At 65.2% G+C, this 14,178-nt stretch carries 16 protein-coding genes and 1 tRNA gene; 11 read left to right on the forward strand and 6 right to left on the reverse strand.

The features are described from left to right. The first annotated feature begins 10 nt into the window (after window positions 1–10). Window positions 11–382 carry a hypothetical protein gene (locus MFF22_RS22625; protein WP_238252898.1) on the forward strand — a complete coding sequence of 124 codons (372 nt, stop codon included), beginning with the start codon at window positions 11–13 and terminating at the stop codon, window positions 380–382. A gap of 11 nt (window positions 383–393) precedes the next feature. Here MFF22_RS22625 and MFF22_RS22630 read toward each other — a convergent pair whose 3' ends face one another. The 3 genes from MFF22_RS22630 to MFF22_RS22640 form a co-directional block, all read right to left on the reverse strand. Then, window positions 394–594 (reverse strand): hypothetical protein, encoded by a 201-nt coding sequence (locus MFF22_RS22630; RefSeq protein ID WP_238252900.1) that lies wholly within the window; start codon window positions 592–594, stop codon window positions 394–396. Further along, entirely contained in the window at window positions 591–1,304 is a 714-nt protein-coding gene (locus MFF22_RS22635; protein ID WP_238252901.1) for a recombinase family protein, read from the reverse strand. The genes MFF22_RS22630 and MFF22_RS22635 overlap by 4 nt, the downstream gene beginning before the upstream one ends. Before the next feature lie 63 nt (window positions 1,305–1,367). Then, on the reverse strand, window positions 1,368–1,649 hold the full coding sequence (locus MFF22_RS22640; protein WP_238252903.1) for a hypothetical protein: 282 nt from the start codon (window positions 1,647–1,649) through the stop codon (window positions 1,368–1,370). Window positions 1,650–2,118: 469 nt separating this feature from the next. Here MFF22_RS22640 and MFF22_RS22645 point away from each other — a divergent pair, with 469 nt between their 5' ends. The 6 genes from MFF22_RS22645 (at window position 2,119) to MFF22_RS22670 (ending at window position 7,458) form a co-directional block, all read left to right on the forward strand. Then, window positions 2,119–2,637, forward strand: coding sequence for a hypothetical protein (locus MFF22_RS22645; RefSeq protein ID WP_238252905.1), 519 nt, complete (start codon window positions 2,119–2,121; stop codon window positions 2,635–2,637). Window positions 2,638–2,650: 13 nt separating this feature from the next. Continuing rightward, the gene (locus MFF22_RS22650) at window positions 2,651–3,271 is read left to right on the forward strand and encodes a hypothetical protein (RefSeq protein WP_238252906.1); all 621 of its coding nucleotides are present in this window, start codon (window positions 2,651–2,653) and stop codon (window positions 3,269–3,271) included. Between the two features lie 78 nt (window positions 3,272–3,349). Then, window positions 3,350–4,045 carry a hypothetical protein gene (locus MFF22_RS22655; protein ID WP_238252907.1) on the forward strand — a complete coding sequence of 232 codons (696 nt, stop codon included), beginning with the start codon at window positions 3,350–3,352 and terminating at the stop codon, window positions 4,043–4,045. Window positions 4,046–4,565: 520 nt separating this feature from the next. After that, window positions 4,566–4,973 (forward strand): Ros/MucR family transcriptional regulator, encoded by a 408-nt coding sequence (locus MFF22_RS22660; protein ID WP_238252908.1) that lies wholly within the window; start codon window positions 4,566–4,568, stop codon window positions 4,971–4,973. A gap of 196 nt (window positions 4,974–5,169) precedes the next feature. Next, window positions 5,170–5,439, forward strand: coding sequence for a hypothetical protein (locus MFF22_RS22665; RefSeq protein ID WP_238252909.1), 270 nt, complete (start codon window positions 5,170–5,172; stop codon window positions 5,437–5,439). Between the two features lie 207 nt (window positions 5,440–5,646). Then, the gene (locus MFF22_RS22670) at window positions 5,647–7,458 is read left to right on the forward strand and encodes an RNA-binding domain-containing protein (RefSeq protein ID WP_238252910.1); all 1,812 of its coding nucleotides are present in this window, start codon (window positions 5,647–5,649) and stop codon (window positions 7,456–7,458) included. Window positions 7,459–7,830: 372 nt separating this feature from the next. On the opposite strand, the gene MFF22_RS22675 is transcribed toward MFF22_RS22670, so the two are convergent. Beyond that, window positions 7,831–7,907: transfer RNA gene (locus MFF22_RS22675), tRNA-Arg, on the reverse strand. Between the two features lie 309 nt (window positions 7,908–8,216). Between MFF22_RS22675 and MFF22_RS22680 the strand changes: the two genes are divergently transcribed. Next, on the forward strand, window positions 8,217–8,915 hold the full coding sequence (locus MFF22_RS22680; RefSeq protein WP_238252911.1) for a glutathione S-transferase family protein: 699 nt from the start codon (window positions 8,217–8,219) through the stop codon (window positions 8,913–8,915). A 55-nt stretch (window positions 8,916–8,970) separates the two neighbouring features. Here MFF22_RS22680 and MFF22_RS22685 read toward each other — a convergent pair whose 3' ends face one another. After that, on the reverse strand, window positions 8,971–9,990 hold the full coding sequence (locus MFF22_RS22685; protein ID WP_238252912.1) for a zinc-binding alcohol dehydrogenase family protein: 1,020 nt from the start codon (window positions 9,988–9,990) through the stop codon (window positions 8,971–8,973). A 106-nt stretch (window positions 9,991–10,096) separates the two neighbouring features. On the opposite strand from MFF22_RS22685, the gene MFF22_RS22690 reads away from it, so the two are divergent. The 3 genes from MFF22_RS22690 (at window position 10,097) to MFF22_RS22700 (ending at window position 13,152) form a co-directional block, all read left to right on the forward strand. Next, window positions 10,097–10,381 (forward strand): hypothetical protein, encoded by a 285-nt coding sequence (locus tag MFF22_RS22690; RefSeq protein WP_238252913.1) that lies wholly within the window; start codon window positions 10,097–10,099, stop codon window positions 10,379–10,381. Window positions 10,382–10,670: 289 nt separating this feature from the next. Continuing rightward, window positions 10,671–12,314: an acyltransferase family protein gene (locus tag MFF22_RS22695; RefSeq protein WP_238252914.1), complete on the forward strand. Its 1,644-nt coding sequence runs from the start codon at window positions 10,671–10,673 to the stop codon at window positions 12,312–12,314. 106 nt (window positions 12,315–12,420) lie between these two features. Further along, a complete protein-coding gene (locus MFF22_RS22700) occupies window positions 12,421–13,152 on the forward strand; it encodes a DUF3750 domain-containing protein (RefSeq protein ID WP_238252915.1) in 732 nt (243 codons plus the stop codon). 20 nt (window positions 13,153–13,172) lie between these two features. Here MFF22_RS22700 and MFF22_RS22705 read toward each other — a convergent pair whose 3' ends face one another. Beyond that, on the reverse strand, window positions 13,173–14,096 hold the full coding sequence (locus MFF22_RS22705) for a beta-1,6-N-acetylglucosaminyltransferase (protein WP_238252916.1): 924 nt from the start codon (window positions 14,094–14,096) through the stop codon (window positions 13,173–13,175). Window positions 14,097–14,178: the final 82 nt, after the last annotated feature.

The raw sequence follows: 14,178 nt of genomic DNA on the forward strand, positions 1-14,178 counted from the left end.
GGAGCAATTCATGTTGAACGATACGGACAAGGCGCAGGAGATCCAGCGCATCAGGGAAGCCGCAATGTACCGGCTTCGGACCGAGGGCGTAGCAGTCGCAGTCCAAACGCTCATCGAGATTTCCGGCGACCGCACTGCGCCGAAAAACGCTCGCGTCGTGGCATCCAGAACGCTCGGCGAAATGAACGGTCTCGGAGGCCTCGACGCGCTCGGTATCGAGAAGCCGCTTTCCGAGATGACCCGCGCCGAGCTATCGGCCGCGAAGGATCGGGCGATTGCCTATCTCGCCGAGCTTGAACGTCCGCCCGTGATTGAAGGGATCGCGATTGAGGTGCAGGACGGCGAAGCCGGCGAACCGCCTGAGCTCGGGTTGTTCGATTGAGGCTCGGTTGCTCACATGAAGCGCGCGAAGCCCGCCAGGAAGGCCGCTAGGCCCTGAAAGCCCTCGTCCGGGCCTTCGGGGCGTCTCGATCCACCCTGGCCGCCGGCGGCTGCGTGAGAGTGGCTTGCGCCCCATGCGAGCAATCGGCCGAACCCGAGGGCCGGCAGCGCGAAGAAGGCGCAGCCCGCCAGGAAGCCAAGAATCCAGATCATCGGGCGTTCTCCTTCTGCTGTGTGGCCGTGAGGCGGGCCCGGAGGCGGGCGACGGCGGTAGGGGTCCAGGTGCCGCGTCCGCTAGGCGTGGGAACGCCCTCGGCGATAAGCGCTGCGGCGACCGCCCGCAGCGAGCCGGCGCCGGTAGGGTCGAGGCGCGCCAGGATGGGCGCCAGGGCTTCGGCCTGCGCGTCGGCGTTGCGGCCTCGGGCAGCGCGGGCCTTCGCCGCGTCGTCTGCCGTGCCGGCCCGCCCGCGGAAGCCGCCGAGCGCCTTGCCTCGCGCCTTAGCGGCGGCAAGCGCGGCCTTCGTGCGGGCCGAGATCAGGCCTGCCTCAAGTTCCGCGACGGACATCATCTGCTGCAGCAGGAAGCGGCCGGTCGGGCCTTCAATCTGCGGGAGATCGCAGAAGCGGACATCGACACCTGCAGCGAGAAGGTTCGAGAGGAACGCCTGCGAGCGAGCGAGGCGGTCTACCTTTGCCACGACAAGGGCGGCGCGGTGAGCACGGCACAGGGCTAAGGCGCTCGCCAATTCGGGGCGGTCGGCATTGCGCCCGCTCTCAACCTCGACAAATTCGGCGACGAGCGACCACGAGCCGCCGTTCAGGTAGTCCGTGACGGCGGCTCGTTGCGCTTCGAGGCCGAGACCCGACCGGCCCTGCCGGTCTGTGCTCACGCGCAGGTAGGAGACGAACCGACCGTTTGCCATGACAAGCACCGTATCGCTGTGTGCAGCGGACGTTGCAAACAATGATACGGCGCGGGTTCGACGTCAATAGCCTTTCGTTGACGGCGGCTGAAATGGCAGGACAGTATTGCTGCCGCCGCTTACCGCTTGGCTCGAGCGCTGCGCCGGAATGATCGAGACGTGAATGGGATCGAGGCGCTCAGCGACCTCGCAGACCTCTCTGTGGACTTTCGTGACCAGTGTGTGGATCGCGTCTCCGGCCTCGCCATCGAACACACCTGTCTGCCGCAAAAGCCGGTACAGGGCGTCGAGCAAGTCACCGGTCTCAGCGACGTCTTCGTGCAGCATGGCGATCGGGCGGGTCATGATTAGCCTCCACTTGAGCACCAACATCATAACACATTGATTTTAAAAGCCTAATCAGACAAACATCCGACTTGGCGCTCTGTGTCGCCTGACAGATAAGACGGCTCGCCCTTGCGAATGCCCACGCAGGGAGGGCGGCGGCGTTCACACGGCAGACGGATCAGACAACTTGTCCGCCCGCGGCTGCCGGTTGGCCCGGAGGGCCGGGTATAGGCCCCCGGTACACCCGAAACGCCGAACGCGAACACGCGGCGGGGCCTCATACAAAATTGCACCGCCACGACGAACCGGACATCTTGTCCGTAAATCATGCGCAAACAAGAGCATATCGAAAACACATCGTGCAGCGTCATCGAGAAATCATTGATACGCCACGCCTCGAATGCTTGTAGAAGGCGCGCGTCTGCTCTATCGTCCCGCCCATGCTGGCCGCGACGGCGGCCAAATCTTCCAGACGCGAGGGCTCCCGATGCGGGGCGAGACCACACCGGCAGGCGGCGAGGTCCCACAGGGGGATGTGGACGCCATCCTCGACGACTTCCAAGCGGCATCTGACGGCGAGGGGGCCGCGGAAGTGCTCCCGCCGCTCTGCCGTGCCCTCGCGGTGATCCTCGAAGGGTATCCCCACGCGACGCAGCTTTCACCGGAGGCCCGGCACGCCTTCGGGGCCGCGTTGTTCCGGGCGGAAGCAGCGGCCAAGGCGGTGCTTCAACCCCACTATTTCGACGAGCGTGGGCGCCACGGCTTCGTGGCCGCGTTCGGGTTGCTGAACCGATGGGCCGAAGCGCCGGGCTCGAACGCGCGCGCCGTAGCCTGCCCGGAAGAGCCCAAGGTGGTGCTCATCCTGCGGATCGTGGTGAACGACCTCGACACCTTCTGCGCTGCCGAGGCTCTGGCGCGGCTAGGCCTCGCCATTCGCCCGGAAGACATCCTGTTGACAGGCGGGTTGTCGAGGCCGCGGGCGACGCCTGCCGCCCGGATGAACTGAGGGGGCCGGCAGCATGTCGAAGAAGGACGGCGGCGCGAGCGCGCAGGCGAAGCAGGCCAGGGCCGACGAGGCGACCCGGCAGGCCGGTATCCGTGCGGGCACGGACCAGATCAACACGACCTTCGACAGCCAGTTCAACGACGGATTCTTCGACAAGCAGCGGCAGAACTATCTTAACTTTCAGCTTCCGCAACTCGACGATCAGTACGGCAACGCCCAGCGGTCGTTGACCTACGCGCTCGCCCGCGACGGCAATCTCGATTCCTCGACCCGGGGCTTCCAGACGGGCCAGTTGCAGAAGACCTACGACACGGCCCGGACGAACGTGGCGGACCAGGCGCAGAGCTATGCCAACACGGCGCGCTCGAACGTCGAGCAGGCCCGCGGCAACCTCATCTCGACGCTGAACGCCACCGGGGACGCGACGCAGGCGGCGAACAGCGCGACCTCGCAGGCGGCGATCCTGGCCCAGCCCGCGGCCTACTCGCCGCTTGCGGACGCCTTCTCGGCGTCGGCCTCGGCAATGACGCAGCAGGCCTTGCTCGAGCGCAATCAGGCGATCGGCGGAGCGGGTGGCGCCTACAATACCGGGCTGTTCGGTACGGCCCCGAGCGCCATCAAGACCACGCGATAGAGGAGTGCCCTGGCAACGTGCGACCCCATAACCATTGCCGGCGCCGCGCTCACCGCAGGCGGCATCGCCGCGAATTCCGTGGGCCAGTCCCAGGTCGCCGCGGCTAGCAACCGCGCGGCCGCGGCAGAGCGCGCCCGGCAGCAGCAGTTGCAGCAGCAGGCCGCCGCCGTGCAGCAGCACTCGAATGCCCTGTACGACGGCTTTGCCGGTAAGCAGCAGGCGCGAGCTACAGACCTCGCTGCTGCGCTCCGGTCGCCGCAGACGGGCGCCAGCGGGACTCCACCCCCTGTGGAAGCCCCGGCGACCGGCTCGAACATCACGACGCAAGGCGAGGCCGCGCAGCGCTCAAACGCCAGCGCCTACGGCGCTCAGCAGGCAGACGCCCTCGGCGCCCTGCGCTCATTCTCGGACCTGCTCGGAACGGACACCCGCCTTCAGGCCCGGGACGCGGGCCAGATCGGCCAGGTCGGCAACTTCATGCGCGGGTCCGCCTCCGTCCTGCCGATGGAGCTCAACGCCGCGAGCCACGCGGGCGACACCATGAAGACGCTCGGCGGTCTCGCGGGCGGCCTAGGCAAGGTCGGCGTGGTCGCCGGGCTCAGCGCCAAGCCGGACAGCGGCTTGCCGTCGCTTCCCGTGTTCACCGGCTTCGGCGGCTCACCCACAATCGAGGGTGTAGCCGCCTCGCAGCCCGCGCAGCCGCTCTCGCTGGCGAGTGCCTTCGGCTCGCTGCCGTCGTTCGCCGGCTCCAGCAACCCCTACCGCTCGTTCTGAAGCGCCATTCCTCTGCGCCGACTTTGCGGGACCCCGCAACGGGGTGCCGTGGCGGGCCCTGCTGAGATTGCTACGCTCCGGTTTCGCGCTTGCCCGGGATGTACGGTAAGGCGCCCGGTGTGGCGTGCATCACCCGACCTGCGCTTCCTGCCCTGAGGAGACCAGCTATGGCTCATTCATCGAAGAAGCACGCGCCCTCGCCCGAGGAGCTCGGAGCGAAGGTTACGGGCGATCACCGGAACGCGTCGCCAGGAGAGCGATAAAGTCTCTGCCAAGATCAACGAGGGCTACGAGAAGCTGGCTTCCAAACTGCGGGCCAAGGCGGACAACGCGAAAGCTTCTATGGAATCGAAGAAAGACGGCCCGAAACGCGCTCTACTGCTACGGCGCTTCGAATTGTATGCTGACGCTGCGAACGACATCGAAATACGGCTGGCCGACCGGAAGCGGTCGCTGACTGCTGATAGCGATTGAAGACGGCCAGAACTGCGGACAATGAACGTCTACAAACGGGGGTGGCATGACAAACGAATTCGAAGCACGCGAACGCGCAGTTGTAGACCTCGTGGCCGATATCGTGGCCGCCTATGTTTCGAGCAACAGCGTCGCTTCCGGTGACATGCCGGCGGTGATCGAGTGTGTGCAAGCTGCCATCGCCGGATTGGCGGATCGTCAACCGGTCATAGCCGCCACGCCTAAAGCGACGGGCGCTCAGATCCGTAGTTCAATCACGCATGACGCCCTGATAAGCTTCATCGACGGCAAGCCCTATAAAGCACTGAGACGGCATCTGACCGGACACAGGCTCGATCCTCAAACCTACCGCCAGCGGTACGGTTTGCCGGTTGACTACCCAATGGTGGCGCCGAGCTACAGCGCGCGACGGTCTGAGATTTCTCGGAGCTTCCACATCGGCAAGCGTGGGTAAACACCAAGGACGCGCTAAGCCGGCGTCGGCGCTCGCATTCTCCCACGCCGTCCACAGCGCTCCACTACAACCTGTGGGCGTATGGCCATATAGCTTGAAGCTGTCGGCTTCATCCGCTCTGTTCTCGATGTGTTCCACGGGGCGGACGGATGGCGGCTCAATCGATCAAACCTCATGTGGCCGACCCGGTGCGGTTATGACCGTCCGCCTGTGCGACCTGCGCGGCCGGCGGTTCGTGATCGTCTGCGAACCATGTGGACGGCGCGGCGTCTACAACCTCGACAGGCTGAGACAGCGCTACGGTGAGCACGTCGACCTTTACGACTTGTTCGTGACGCTCACGCAGTCCTGCCGGTATCAGCACCGGACATGGCAGCGGCGGCCGAACCAATACGGTCGAGCCTGCCGGGCTCACGCCGAGATTGAAGGCGCGGATCCCCGGGGCGGCCTGCTATCTCGAACTTGAGGCAGCGAACACGGAGGCGTAGGTCGCAGCCGTGCGGCTCGAGTGCCACGAGATCCGCATCATGCGGCGGTGGGCTGATCGCCTTGGGGGGCCAATGAGCGGCCCAAACGAACTCAGCCCCTTTGACAGCGCTTTGATTTTCTCGCCGTTTATGCAAACTCGTCAAAGAGACATCAAAGGGTAGTTTGACTGCGCTTTGATGCAAGCATGAAAAATGCAGTCGGATCAAAGCAGGATCAAACGGTGGCGCGCTTTACCTCGGAAGTTGATGTGGCATTGGCGCAGATCGCAGCAGGGGCATTGCCGAGTGCCTTCGAGACTGAGACGCTCGATTTTAAAGAGGAGAAGCAGAGTTCAGGCGATACGGAGCGTATGATCGCCGAAGCCGCCATATGTTTTGCTAACGCGGCCGGCGGTATAGTCGCGCTTGGCGTTGCAGATAAAATCAAAGGTAAAGAAGCTCTGATCGGAGCAAAGATTGATCCCGTTAGAGTGAAGCAACGTGTTTATGAATTAACTCGACCTCACCTAAATGTTGAGGCATTCCGACACGAAACACACCCCCAAGTTATAATAATAGTAGTTCCCCAAAGCTCGGATGTTCATTCAGATACGCAAGGCAGAACTACTCGACGAATAAACACGGACTGTCTGCCGATGAGCGCGGAGCAACAGCTCCGATTAAAGGAAGAACGCCGCGGATTCGACTGGTCCTCTGAACCAAGCAACCTAACCATAGCCGACATACCTGACGAAGCCTTTGCTCTAGCCCGCAAGATACTCAGCGGATTTAACGACGATCGGCGAAACCTAGTATCGCTAAGCAACCCGGATTTGCTTTCAGCTCTAGGACTGCTGACTGACCGCATCCGTCTTAACAGAGCCGGCGCGCTTTTGTTTGCGGGACCAGAACCCGGCCAAAGCGAACTTATAGTCTACCAGTATAGAGCGACTCCAGGCGGAGAGCCAACCGGAGTCGGTCGTCTCAACCCGCCTATGGTATTGGCGTTCAGCAGGTTGATGGACTTGGTGTCTGCACGGCAATCTCTAACGCCTGTCACATTGCCGAGTGGGCAGCAGATTGCAATTGAGGATTTTCCGCAGCTTGCGGTGCGAGAGGCGCTATCAAATGCAATGTGCCACCGCGATTACAATTTCAAAAAGCCTGTATTTGTCGACCACTCTCCAGCTGTATTTTTGGTCAACTCCGCAGGACCGCTGGTCTCGGGAGTAACAACTTCTAATATCTTAACAACCACCTCCAGGCCTCGTAACCCTTGCTTAGCTAAGGCTGCCCGCATTATGGGCTTCGCAGAGGAACTTGGGCGCGGCGTTGATAGAATGTACCGTGAAATGATTAGGTCCGGTAGACCATTACCGCGAATCGAAGCAGCGTACGACGAAGTTAAGGTCGCCCTCGTCGGAGGGGCGCCGGACACGAATATAGCTCGTTATGTTTTAACACTACCGGAAGAAGAGCAGAACGACACCGACACTATGCTAGTGTTATTTCGTCTTTGCAGCGTCCGAACCGTTACGGCAAATTCAATTGCTGGCTTCCTTCAGAAAAGCCCGCCCGAGGTTGAAACAATCTTGCGGCGCCTCGCTAGTGACCAAGTTGGCCTCTTAGAGATGACTCGACCCTCGTCAAAGAAATCCGCAAGCGTCTTCAGACTCAAAGCAGAAGCACTAAAGGGTCTCGGCGCGGTCGTGTCGTATCACCGCAAGTCCACTGGAGAAATCGACAAAAAGGTCATAGCTCATGTGCGAGAATACGGAAAACTAACAAATAAAACTCTACAAAATATATTCGATATTCACGTTTACAAGGCACGTGACATCATATCTGATTTAGTTCAGAGAGGCGTTCTCACCCGAGTGTCTGAGCAACAGCGTGGAACTCGGGTAGAGTGGGGCCCCGGTCCGAATTTTCCTTTAGTCCGCTCCGGCAAAGCGCGCTCGCCTAAGGGAGATCAGAGTCTAAGTCTCACACTCTGGGACCTCGACAAAGACGAGTAGGGTATAAATCAAATTCTCTGCTAGAAAACGCCAGATTTAGCTATAGCCGCGATCCGGCCCCCTGCTATTCTCCCTAATGAAGATGGAGCCGACGGCTTCAAGGGCGGATCAGGCACCACCCTCGAAGTGCGGAGGCTCGGTTCACGGCCTCAGTCGTTTAGAGCACTCAGGTTAGATCTTCCGCCATCGCCTCCGGCCATCTCGGCTTAGGCTCGGCCTGGTCGGCGACCAAGCTGTGCGACCGGTCGGCCAAGAGATCACTCAAACGTGAGCAAGGAGCTATCTCACGAGCAAATTTGCCTCGGTGCTTCCGCAGCGCTTCCGCGCCGAGTCGGGCATCTCGCAAACATGGCAACAAGTCATTGAATAGATTGGCGCACCCGACACGATTCGAACGTGTGACCTTTGCCTTCGGAGGGCAACGCTCTATCCAGCTGAGCTACGGGTGCTGACCGTGCCCTTCACGTAGCCCAAGCGCGCGGGGAGCGCAACGGTGGTGTGGGCTTGATCGAACGTCGTGTGAGGCCCAGCGCCACGGGTCATGAAGCGGGATCCTGGGGCCGGACTTCGGCTGCCGTCCGGGCGGTGCCGGCATCCGGGGCAAGGACGAGGGTACCGGTACGAGCCCCGTCTCCTCCCCTCCCCCCTTGCCGGACCGCGACCGCGCTCTTCCTTCTCGTGCAAGGATTCGAGCCGGAGCGGACCCACCGTGTCGGCCCTATCCCACCAGTCCGAATGGCCTCCAGCGGAGATGACTCTTGTCGACGAAAGCGCGCCTCTACACGTCGCCATCCGCCTTCCCCAACCCCCAGCGCCTGCGCCTCTTCCTCCACGAGAAGGGAATCGCGGACGCCTTCGAGGAGGTGATCTACGACATGGCCCCGGGGGGCGAGCAGCGAGGCTGGCGCCACCTCAAGATGAACCCGTGGGGCGAGACCCCGACGCTCGCCCTGCCCGACGGCTCCTACCTTACGGAATCGGCCGCGATCGTGCGCTACCTCGATGCCCTGCATGAGGGACGCAGGATCACCGGTGCGACGCCCCTGGAGCAGGGTTTCGATGCGATGTGGGACGATCGCATCTGGGTGCAGATCCTCTACCGGCTCACCACGCAGTTCCACGTCCTGCACCAGGGCCTCGGCCCAAAGCTCGAGCTGACGAGCAACCCGCAATGGGGCGAGCATTGCCGCAAGGAAGCCCTGTCCCACGCCGCCCTCGTCGACCGACATCTTGCGGATGGGCGCGATTGGATGCTGGGAGGAGACAGCCCGACCTTCGCCGACATCACCCTCTGCACCGCCATCGCCTTCTCGAAATTCGGTCCGGTCGCCACGCCGCTCGATGAGCGCTTCGAGCAGCTGGACCGCTTCTGGCAGCGGTGGAAGGCCCGTGACAGCTTCCGGAAGGCCTACGCCGATGGCGGCGGCCTCGAGGAACTGGCCGGGCTGGCCGGCTAGCAGCGGGCTCCCTCACGGCGGTCCCGGCCCGGCGCCGGGACCGCCTCCGGGATCGTCAGCCGCCGAAGCCTTCGAGCACGACCTTACCCTTCGCCCGGCCGCTTTCGATAAGCGCGTGGGCCCGCGTCAGGTTGGCGGCGTTGATCGGGCCGAACGTCTCGCTCACCGTCGTGCGGAGCTTGCCCCCGTCGATCAGTCGGGACACCTCGGTGAGGATCTCGTGCTGGCGCTCCATGTCGGCGGTCCGGAACAGCGAGCGGGTGAACATCAGCTCCCAGTGCAGCGACAGGCTCTTCGGCTTGAGCGGCATCACGTCCAGGGTCGCGGGGTCGTCGATCGGGCCGAGGCGCCCCTGCGGCGCGAGGAGTTCGATGATCTCCGGGAGATGGGCCCCCGTGCCCGTCGTCGCGAACACGAAGCCCGGCGCACCGAGCCCCAACGCGGCGACCTCGGCGGCCAGGGGCTTGCCATGATCGACGACGTGGTGGGCCCCGAGATCCCGGCACCACTGCGCGGTCTCGGGACGCGAGGCGGTGGCGATCACCGTCAGGCCGGTGAGCTGCCGGGCGAGCTGGATGGCGATCGAGCCCACGCCCCCTCCGCCGCCGACGATCAGGATCGCGGGCGCCGCGCCGGGCACGGGCCTGCCCACGTCGAGCCGGTCGAACAGCATCTCCCAGGCGGTCAACGCCGTCAGGGGAAGGGCCGCGGACGCGGCGAAATCCAGGCTGCCGGGCTTGGGGCCGACGAGACGCTCGTCGACACATTGCAACGCCGCGTTGCTTCCCGGCCTATCGAGGGCGCCGGCATAGAACACCGCATCGCCCGGCTTGAACAGGCGCGCCTCCGGGCCGACGGCGGTCACGGTCCCGGCGGCGTCCCAGCCGAGAACCTTCGGCTCGCATCCCTGCTTGTAGGCGCCCTGCCGCACCTTGGTGTCGATCGGGTTCACCGAGACGGCCTGCACCTGCACCAGCAGATCGCGGCCGCCGGCGACGGGATCGGGGAAGCTCGTGTCCACGAGCGCGCCGGGCGCATCGATCGGTGAGCCTTCGGTGTAGGTGACGGCGCGCATGGTGTTCCCGGAAGGTTCGCTTCGCTCTCGCCCGAAGGCGCATGGCTTTCGAACCGCACCATATAGGCGAAGGGCGGGATCGGATCAGGGTACGGAGACCGGCGCGATGGAGGTGACGATGCAGGCCCTCGACTGGTTCTTCCGTGATCGCACCAGCGGACGCATCGTCATCGGCCAATGGCCGAACCTGTCCCTTTGGGCCTTCGGCCTCGCGGAGGCCGTCGCCTGGATCGCCGGCCCATCCGGCACGGTCGGGTGGTGGGCAACGCTCGTCTCCACGATCGCCCTCGTCGTCTGGGCCGGCGACGAGGTGATCCGCGGGGTCAATCCCTGGCGGCGCTGCCTCGGCGGGGCCGTACTCGCCGGGATGGCGATCCTGCGGATCGGCTGACATGCCGGTCCGATCCACCCGCTGACGTCGCCGTGTGGCCGGAGGACGTTCGGAGGGGCGCTGCCGTTCGGCATCTGCAACACCTCCGGGCGCCCGTCCCGCGCCGGACAGGATGTGTGGACGAAATCAGTCCATCTGGCCTGTGGCTCAATCGCAAGCCTCACGCGAGTTCTCGCCATCCGCGCCGAATGAAATCCCGCCCGTCCTCTCCCGGCCGTATTTCCCGATATTGCTGGAAGGATCCGCGCACGGTGACGCCCCGTGCGCAGCGCCGTTCGACATGTCAGCGATGCCCGTTCGCCTCCATCGAGACCTCCCCTGGATCACCGCGCCACGCCGCGCACTGGAGAGGCCTGTCACGACGACCGTCGGCATCGCCCGGGCGGGCGGCGAACTCACGAACCTGCAGATCCTGCGCGCCCTCGCGGCGAGCCTCGTCCTCGTCCATCACGTCGCCGGCCATGCGCAAGCCCTGCGCGGGGCGGATCGGCCCTTTCCCGCCGTCGACGGCATGTTGGGTGTCTGGGGGGTGGCCCTCTTCTTCGCGCTATCCGGGTTCCTGATGGCGCGGCTCGTGACCCGCGATGCCCCCGTCGTCTTCCTGACGCACCGGGTGAGCCGCATCTTCCCGACCTACTTCGCGGTGGTGGCCCTGTTCGCCGGGCTGTTGCATGCCGTGGGCCTCGAATTCGGCGGCGTCTCGATGCTGTCCCTCTCCCTCGCCCCCGGGGGGCAGCGGAGCTATCCCCTCAACGTGGAATGGACCCTCACCCTGGAGGTGAGCTTCTACGTCGCCCTGTTCGGCCTCGCCGCCGCAGGGCTTGCCCGGCGCCTCGTGCCCTTCGCCGCCGGCTGGCTCGTCCTCCTCGCGGTCGCCTGGCCGCTCCTGCCGCCGGGCAGCCGCAACCTGATGCCGCCGCCCCTCTATCTCGTACCGGTCACGCTGGCCTGCATGCCGTTCGCGGGGGGCCTCCTGCTGCCCCGGATGATCGCCGCCGGGTGGATCCGTCCCGGCGCCGCGCTCCTCGCCCTCCCCTTCGCGGCCGCCTGCTTCGCCGTGGACACGGCCTCCGCCCGCGGGATCGGAGGCATCGCCGCGGTGCTCCTCGTCGGCGCCGCCGTCACGGCGCCCCAGATCCGCCGGAAGGGCCCCGCGGCGCGGGGGCTGATCGCCCTGGGGGATTGGAGCTACGTCCTCTATCTCGTTCACCCGCCGGTGCTGGCGCTGGCGGCCCGGTTCTGCCCGCCCCATTGGTCGGGGCTCGCCTATGGGAGCGTCGCCATCGCGGGGGCGCTGGCCGCGACCGCCCTCCTCGGCCCCCTCGACGTGGCGTTCTATCGGCGCCTGCGCGGGCGGATCGACGCCGTGAGACCGGCGACCCTGCGAGGCATCGCGGCCGCCTTCCTCGTCGTCTTTGCAGGCTGCGCCGTCTGGGGCAGCGCGGAGACGGCGCGCGACGACTGGGCGGAGGCAACGGCCCGGCGCACCTTCGCCACCCTGCCCGCCGGCACATGGACCTCCCCCGGGGAGGCACGCGCCGCCATCGCCGGGCGACACATCGCCCTGCCTGCGACCATGATGGCGGCCGTCGAGACGGTGCAGCGCCTGTCGGCGACGGAACTCCTGGTCAGCGCCTACGCCTTCGATCCGGCCCAAAAGAGCCGGCACATGGAGATCGCCCTGTTCTGCGGCGGGCACCTCGTCGTCCTCGACAAGCCGCGGCGCCTGCGGCCGGACCTCGCCGGACGGCCGGGCTTCGAGGCCGTGGGCAAACGGCGGATCGGCTACCGCGTCAGGGTCCCGGCCGACGCCTGCGGCCCGGACACGATCATCCCGGCGGTCATCGACGGGGACGGCCTGATGGCGGTTCTCCCCGTCGCGCCGCCTGCGGCTTCGCCGGGGACCGCCGGCGGCCAACCGGGGGCCCCGTGACGGATCGGAGGCGGGCGCAAGGGAGATCCCGCCAGGACGGATCGCCTCGGTGACAAGCGCGGGCCGCGTCCATACTTCAGGCTCACCCCCGCCGGATGAGCGTCCCTTGCTTCGCGCCACCCTCCTCGTTCTCGTCGTCGTGTTCCTCGCGCCGATCGCCGTGTCGGCAGCGCGCTACTACCTCCTCGGCGACATCCGCGACTGGCGTTCGGCCGACCGGTCGAGCGCCGGCCTGCTGCCCCCCGCGCGGCAGAAGCCGGAGGCGGTGGTGCGCGTCTTCTCAGCCCGGACCGTGAGCTGGCGGGGCATCGTCGCGACCCATAGCTGGATCGTCGTGAAGGACCGCGGCGCCCCCGCCTACCAGCGCTTCGATTACACTGCCTGGGGCAGGCCGATCTGGGTCGATCGCTTCGTGCCGGATGGGCGCTGGTTCGGCAGCGTGCCGGAGGTGGTCTTCGCCGCCGATGGCGAGGAGGCCGCCTCCATGCTGCCGCGGATCCGCGCAGCCATCGCCGGCTACCGCTATGCCCGGATCGGCGATTACCGCCTCTGGCCCGGGCCGAACTCCAACACCTTCGTGGCGACGGTGATGGGCGCCGTGCCCGAGATGCGGGCGAGCCTCCCGGCCACCGCCATCGGCAAGGACTTCCCCTATGACGGGCGCTGGTTCGGCCTCACCCCGTCCGGCACGGGGCTTCGGATCAACCTCGGCGGCTATCTCGGCGTGACCCTGGGCTGGTTCGAGGGGTTCGAGGTGAACCTCCTCGGCGCGGTGGCCGGGTTCGACCTGCGCCGGCCCGCCCTGAAACTCCCCGGCCTCGGCCGAATCGGACTCTGACCCGCGCCGTCGAGCCGCTGCTACCGGGCGGCACTCCGGCCATCGAGGTGGTCGTCGATCCGCGCGAGGGCATCCCGGGACAGGGTGCTGGAAAACTTCCGGGCGAACAGCATGGTGGGGTAGTCCCGCAGGATGGTCTCGGCCTCCTGTGCCCCCTCGATGGTCTTAATGGGGTTCAGGAAGTGCACGTTCCCGTACTTCCACGGACCGCCCAGTTCCGTCACGTCGAGATACGGCTCCAGCGGACCGGCCTGTTCCGCGAATTTGGAGTTGTGCACGATGGTATGGAAATAGATTTCATCCGTTGCAAAAGACGTGCGCATCAGCTTCGCCAGCTCCGGGTGACGCTCTGAATAATCGACACAATACTTTGCACAATCCCTCGTGAGGGCGATCCAGTTGGATCCCGATGCGAAGACCAGATTCTTCGGGACGCGCTTCGGCAGGAACCTCAGGAGGGTTTCGAACACGAAGAGCGGCTTGCGCTGCCATGTGAAGCGGTCGGCCAGCTCGCGGAAATGCCACCCGAGGACCCGCTGCCGCTGGCGATGGTCGCCGCAGCTGAGCAGATCGAACCGGCGGATGAACTCGTGCCGGGGATGGGCCGCGAAGCGTTCGAGGATCTCGTCGTTGGTGGCGATGGGATAATCCGCCCCCGACAGGACGACGAAGTGGCTGCAGGACCCGTCGGTGTGGGCGAGGGCCGTTCGGAAGGCGCGCAAGGTCGACTCGACCTGGGAAAAGGCAGCCCACATGACGCGGACGCGATCGTTCACGAACACCACGTTCGGGAACCCGCTTGCCGCCTTCTGAAAGGGTGCGAGGTCGGCTTTCGCATCGATATGGACGAAGAACGCGACGCGCGGATCGTTCAACCGCCGGATCAACCGCTCGAAGTGTGGGGCGTCCGAATGCGCCAGGATGATATAAGCCAGTTTTGGCATGCGGTCTTGCTTCACAGCCGGCTCTTTTCCCTCAGAGCATTTTCCGCCGAAGTCGACGCCGGTTCGGCTTTAGAAAATGCGG

Origin of the sequence: Methylobacterium persicinum (assembly GCF_022179525.1) — a bacterium.
GTDB classification, from domain to species: domain Bacteria; phylum Pseudomonadota; class Alphaproteobacteria; order Rhizobiales; family Beijerinckiaceae; genus Methylobacterium; species Methylobacterium persicinum.

Excerpts from the sequence above, each read along its gene's own strand:
- MFF22_RS22650 (WP_238252906.1), top strand. The coding sequence starts at position 2,651 with ATGTCGAAGAAGGACGGCGGCGCGAGCGCGCAGGCGAAGCAGGCCAGG.
- MFF22_RS22665 (WP_238252909.1), top strand. The coding sequence starts at position 5,170 with ATGACCGTCCGCCTGTGCGACCTGCGCGGCCGGCGGTTCGTGATCGTC.
- MFF22_RS22690 (WP_238252913.1), top strand. The coding sequence starts at position 10,097 with ATGGAGGTGACGATGCAGGCCCTCGACTGGTTCTTCCGTGATCGCACC.
- MFF22_RS22705 (WP_238252916.1), bottom strand. The coding sequence starts at position 14,096 with ATGCCAAAACTGGCTTATATCATCCTGGCGCATTCGGACGCCCCACAC.
- MFF22_RS22685 (WP_238252912.1), bottom strand. The coding sequence starts at position 9,990 with ATGCGCGCCGTCACCTACACCGAAGGCTCACCGATCGATGCGCCCGGC.
- MFF22_RS22660 (WP_238252908.1), top strand. The coding sequence starts at position 4,566 with ATGACAAACGAATTCGAAGCACGCGAACGCGCAGTTGTAGACCTCGTG.
- MFF22_RS22625 (WP_238252898.1), top strand. The coding sequence starts at position 11 with ATGTTGAACGATACGGACAAGGCGCAGGAGATCCAGCGCATCAGGGAA.
- MFF22_RS22695 (WP_238252914.1), top strand. The coding sequence starts at position 10,671 with ATGCCCGTTCGCCTCCATCGAGACCTCCCCTGGATCACCGCGCCACGC.
- MFF22_RS22670 (WP_238252910.1), top strand. The coding sequence starts at position 5,647 with ATGAAAAATGCAGTCGGATCAAAGCAGGATCAAACGGTGGCGCGCTTT.
- MFF22_RS22645 (WP_238252905.1), top strand. The coding sequence starts at position 2,119 with ATGCGGGGCGAGACCACACCGGCAGGCGGCGAGGTCCCACAGGGGGAT.
- MFF22_RS22635 (WP_238252901.1), bottom strand. The coding sequence starts at position 1,304 with ATGGCAAACGGTCGGTTCGTCTCCTACCTGCGCGTGAGCACAGACCGG.
- MFF22_RS22630 (WP_238252900.1), bottom strand. The coding sequence starts at position 594 with ATGATCTGGATTCTTGGCTTCCTGGCGGGCTGCGCCTTCTTCGCGCTG.
- MFF22_RS22640 (WP_238252903.1), bottom strand. The coding sequence starts at position 1,649 with ATGACCCGCCCGATCGCCATGCTGCACGAAGACGTCGCTGAGACCGGT.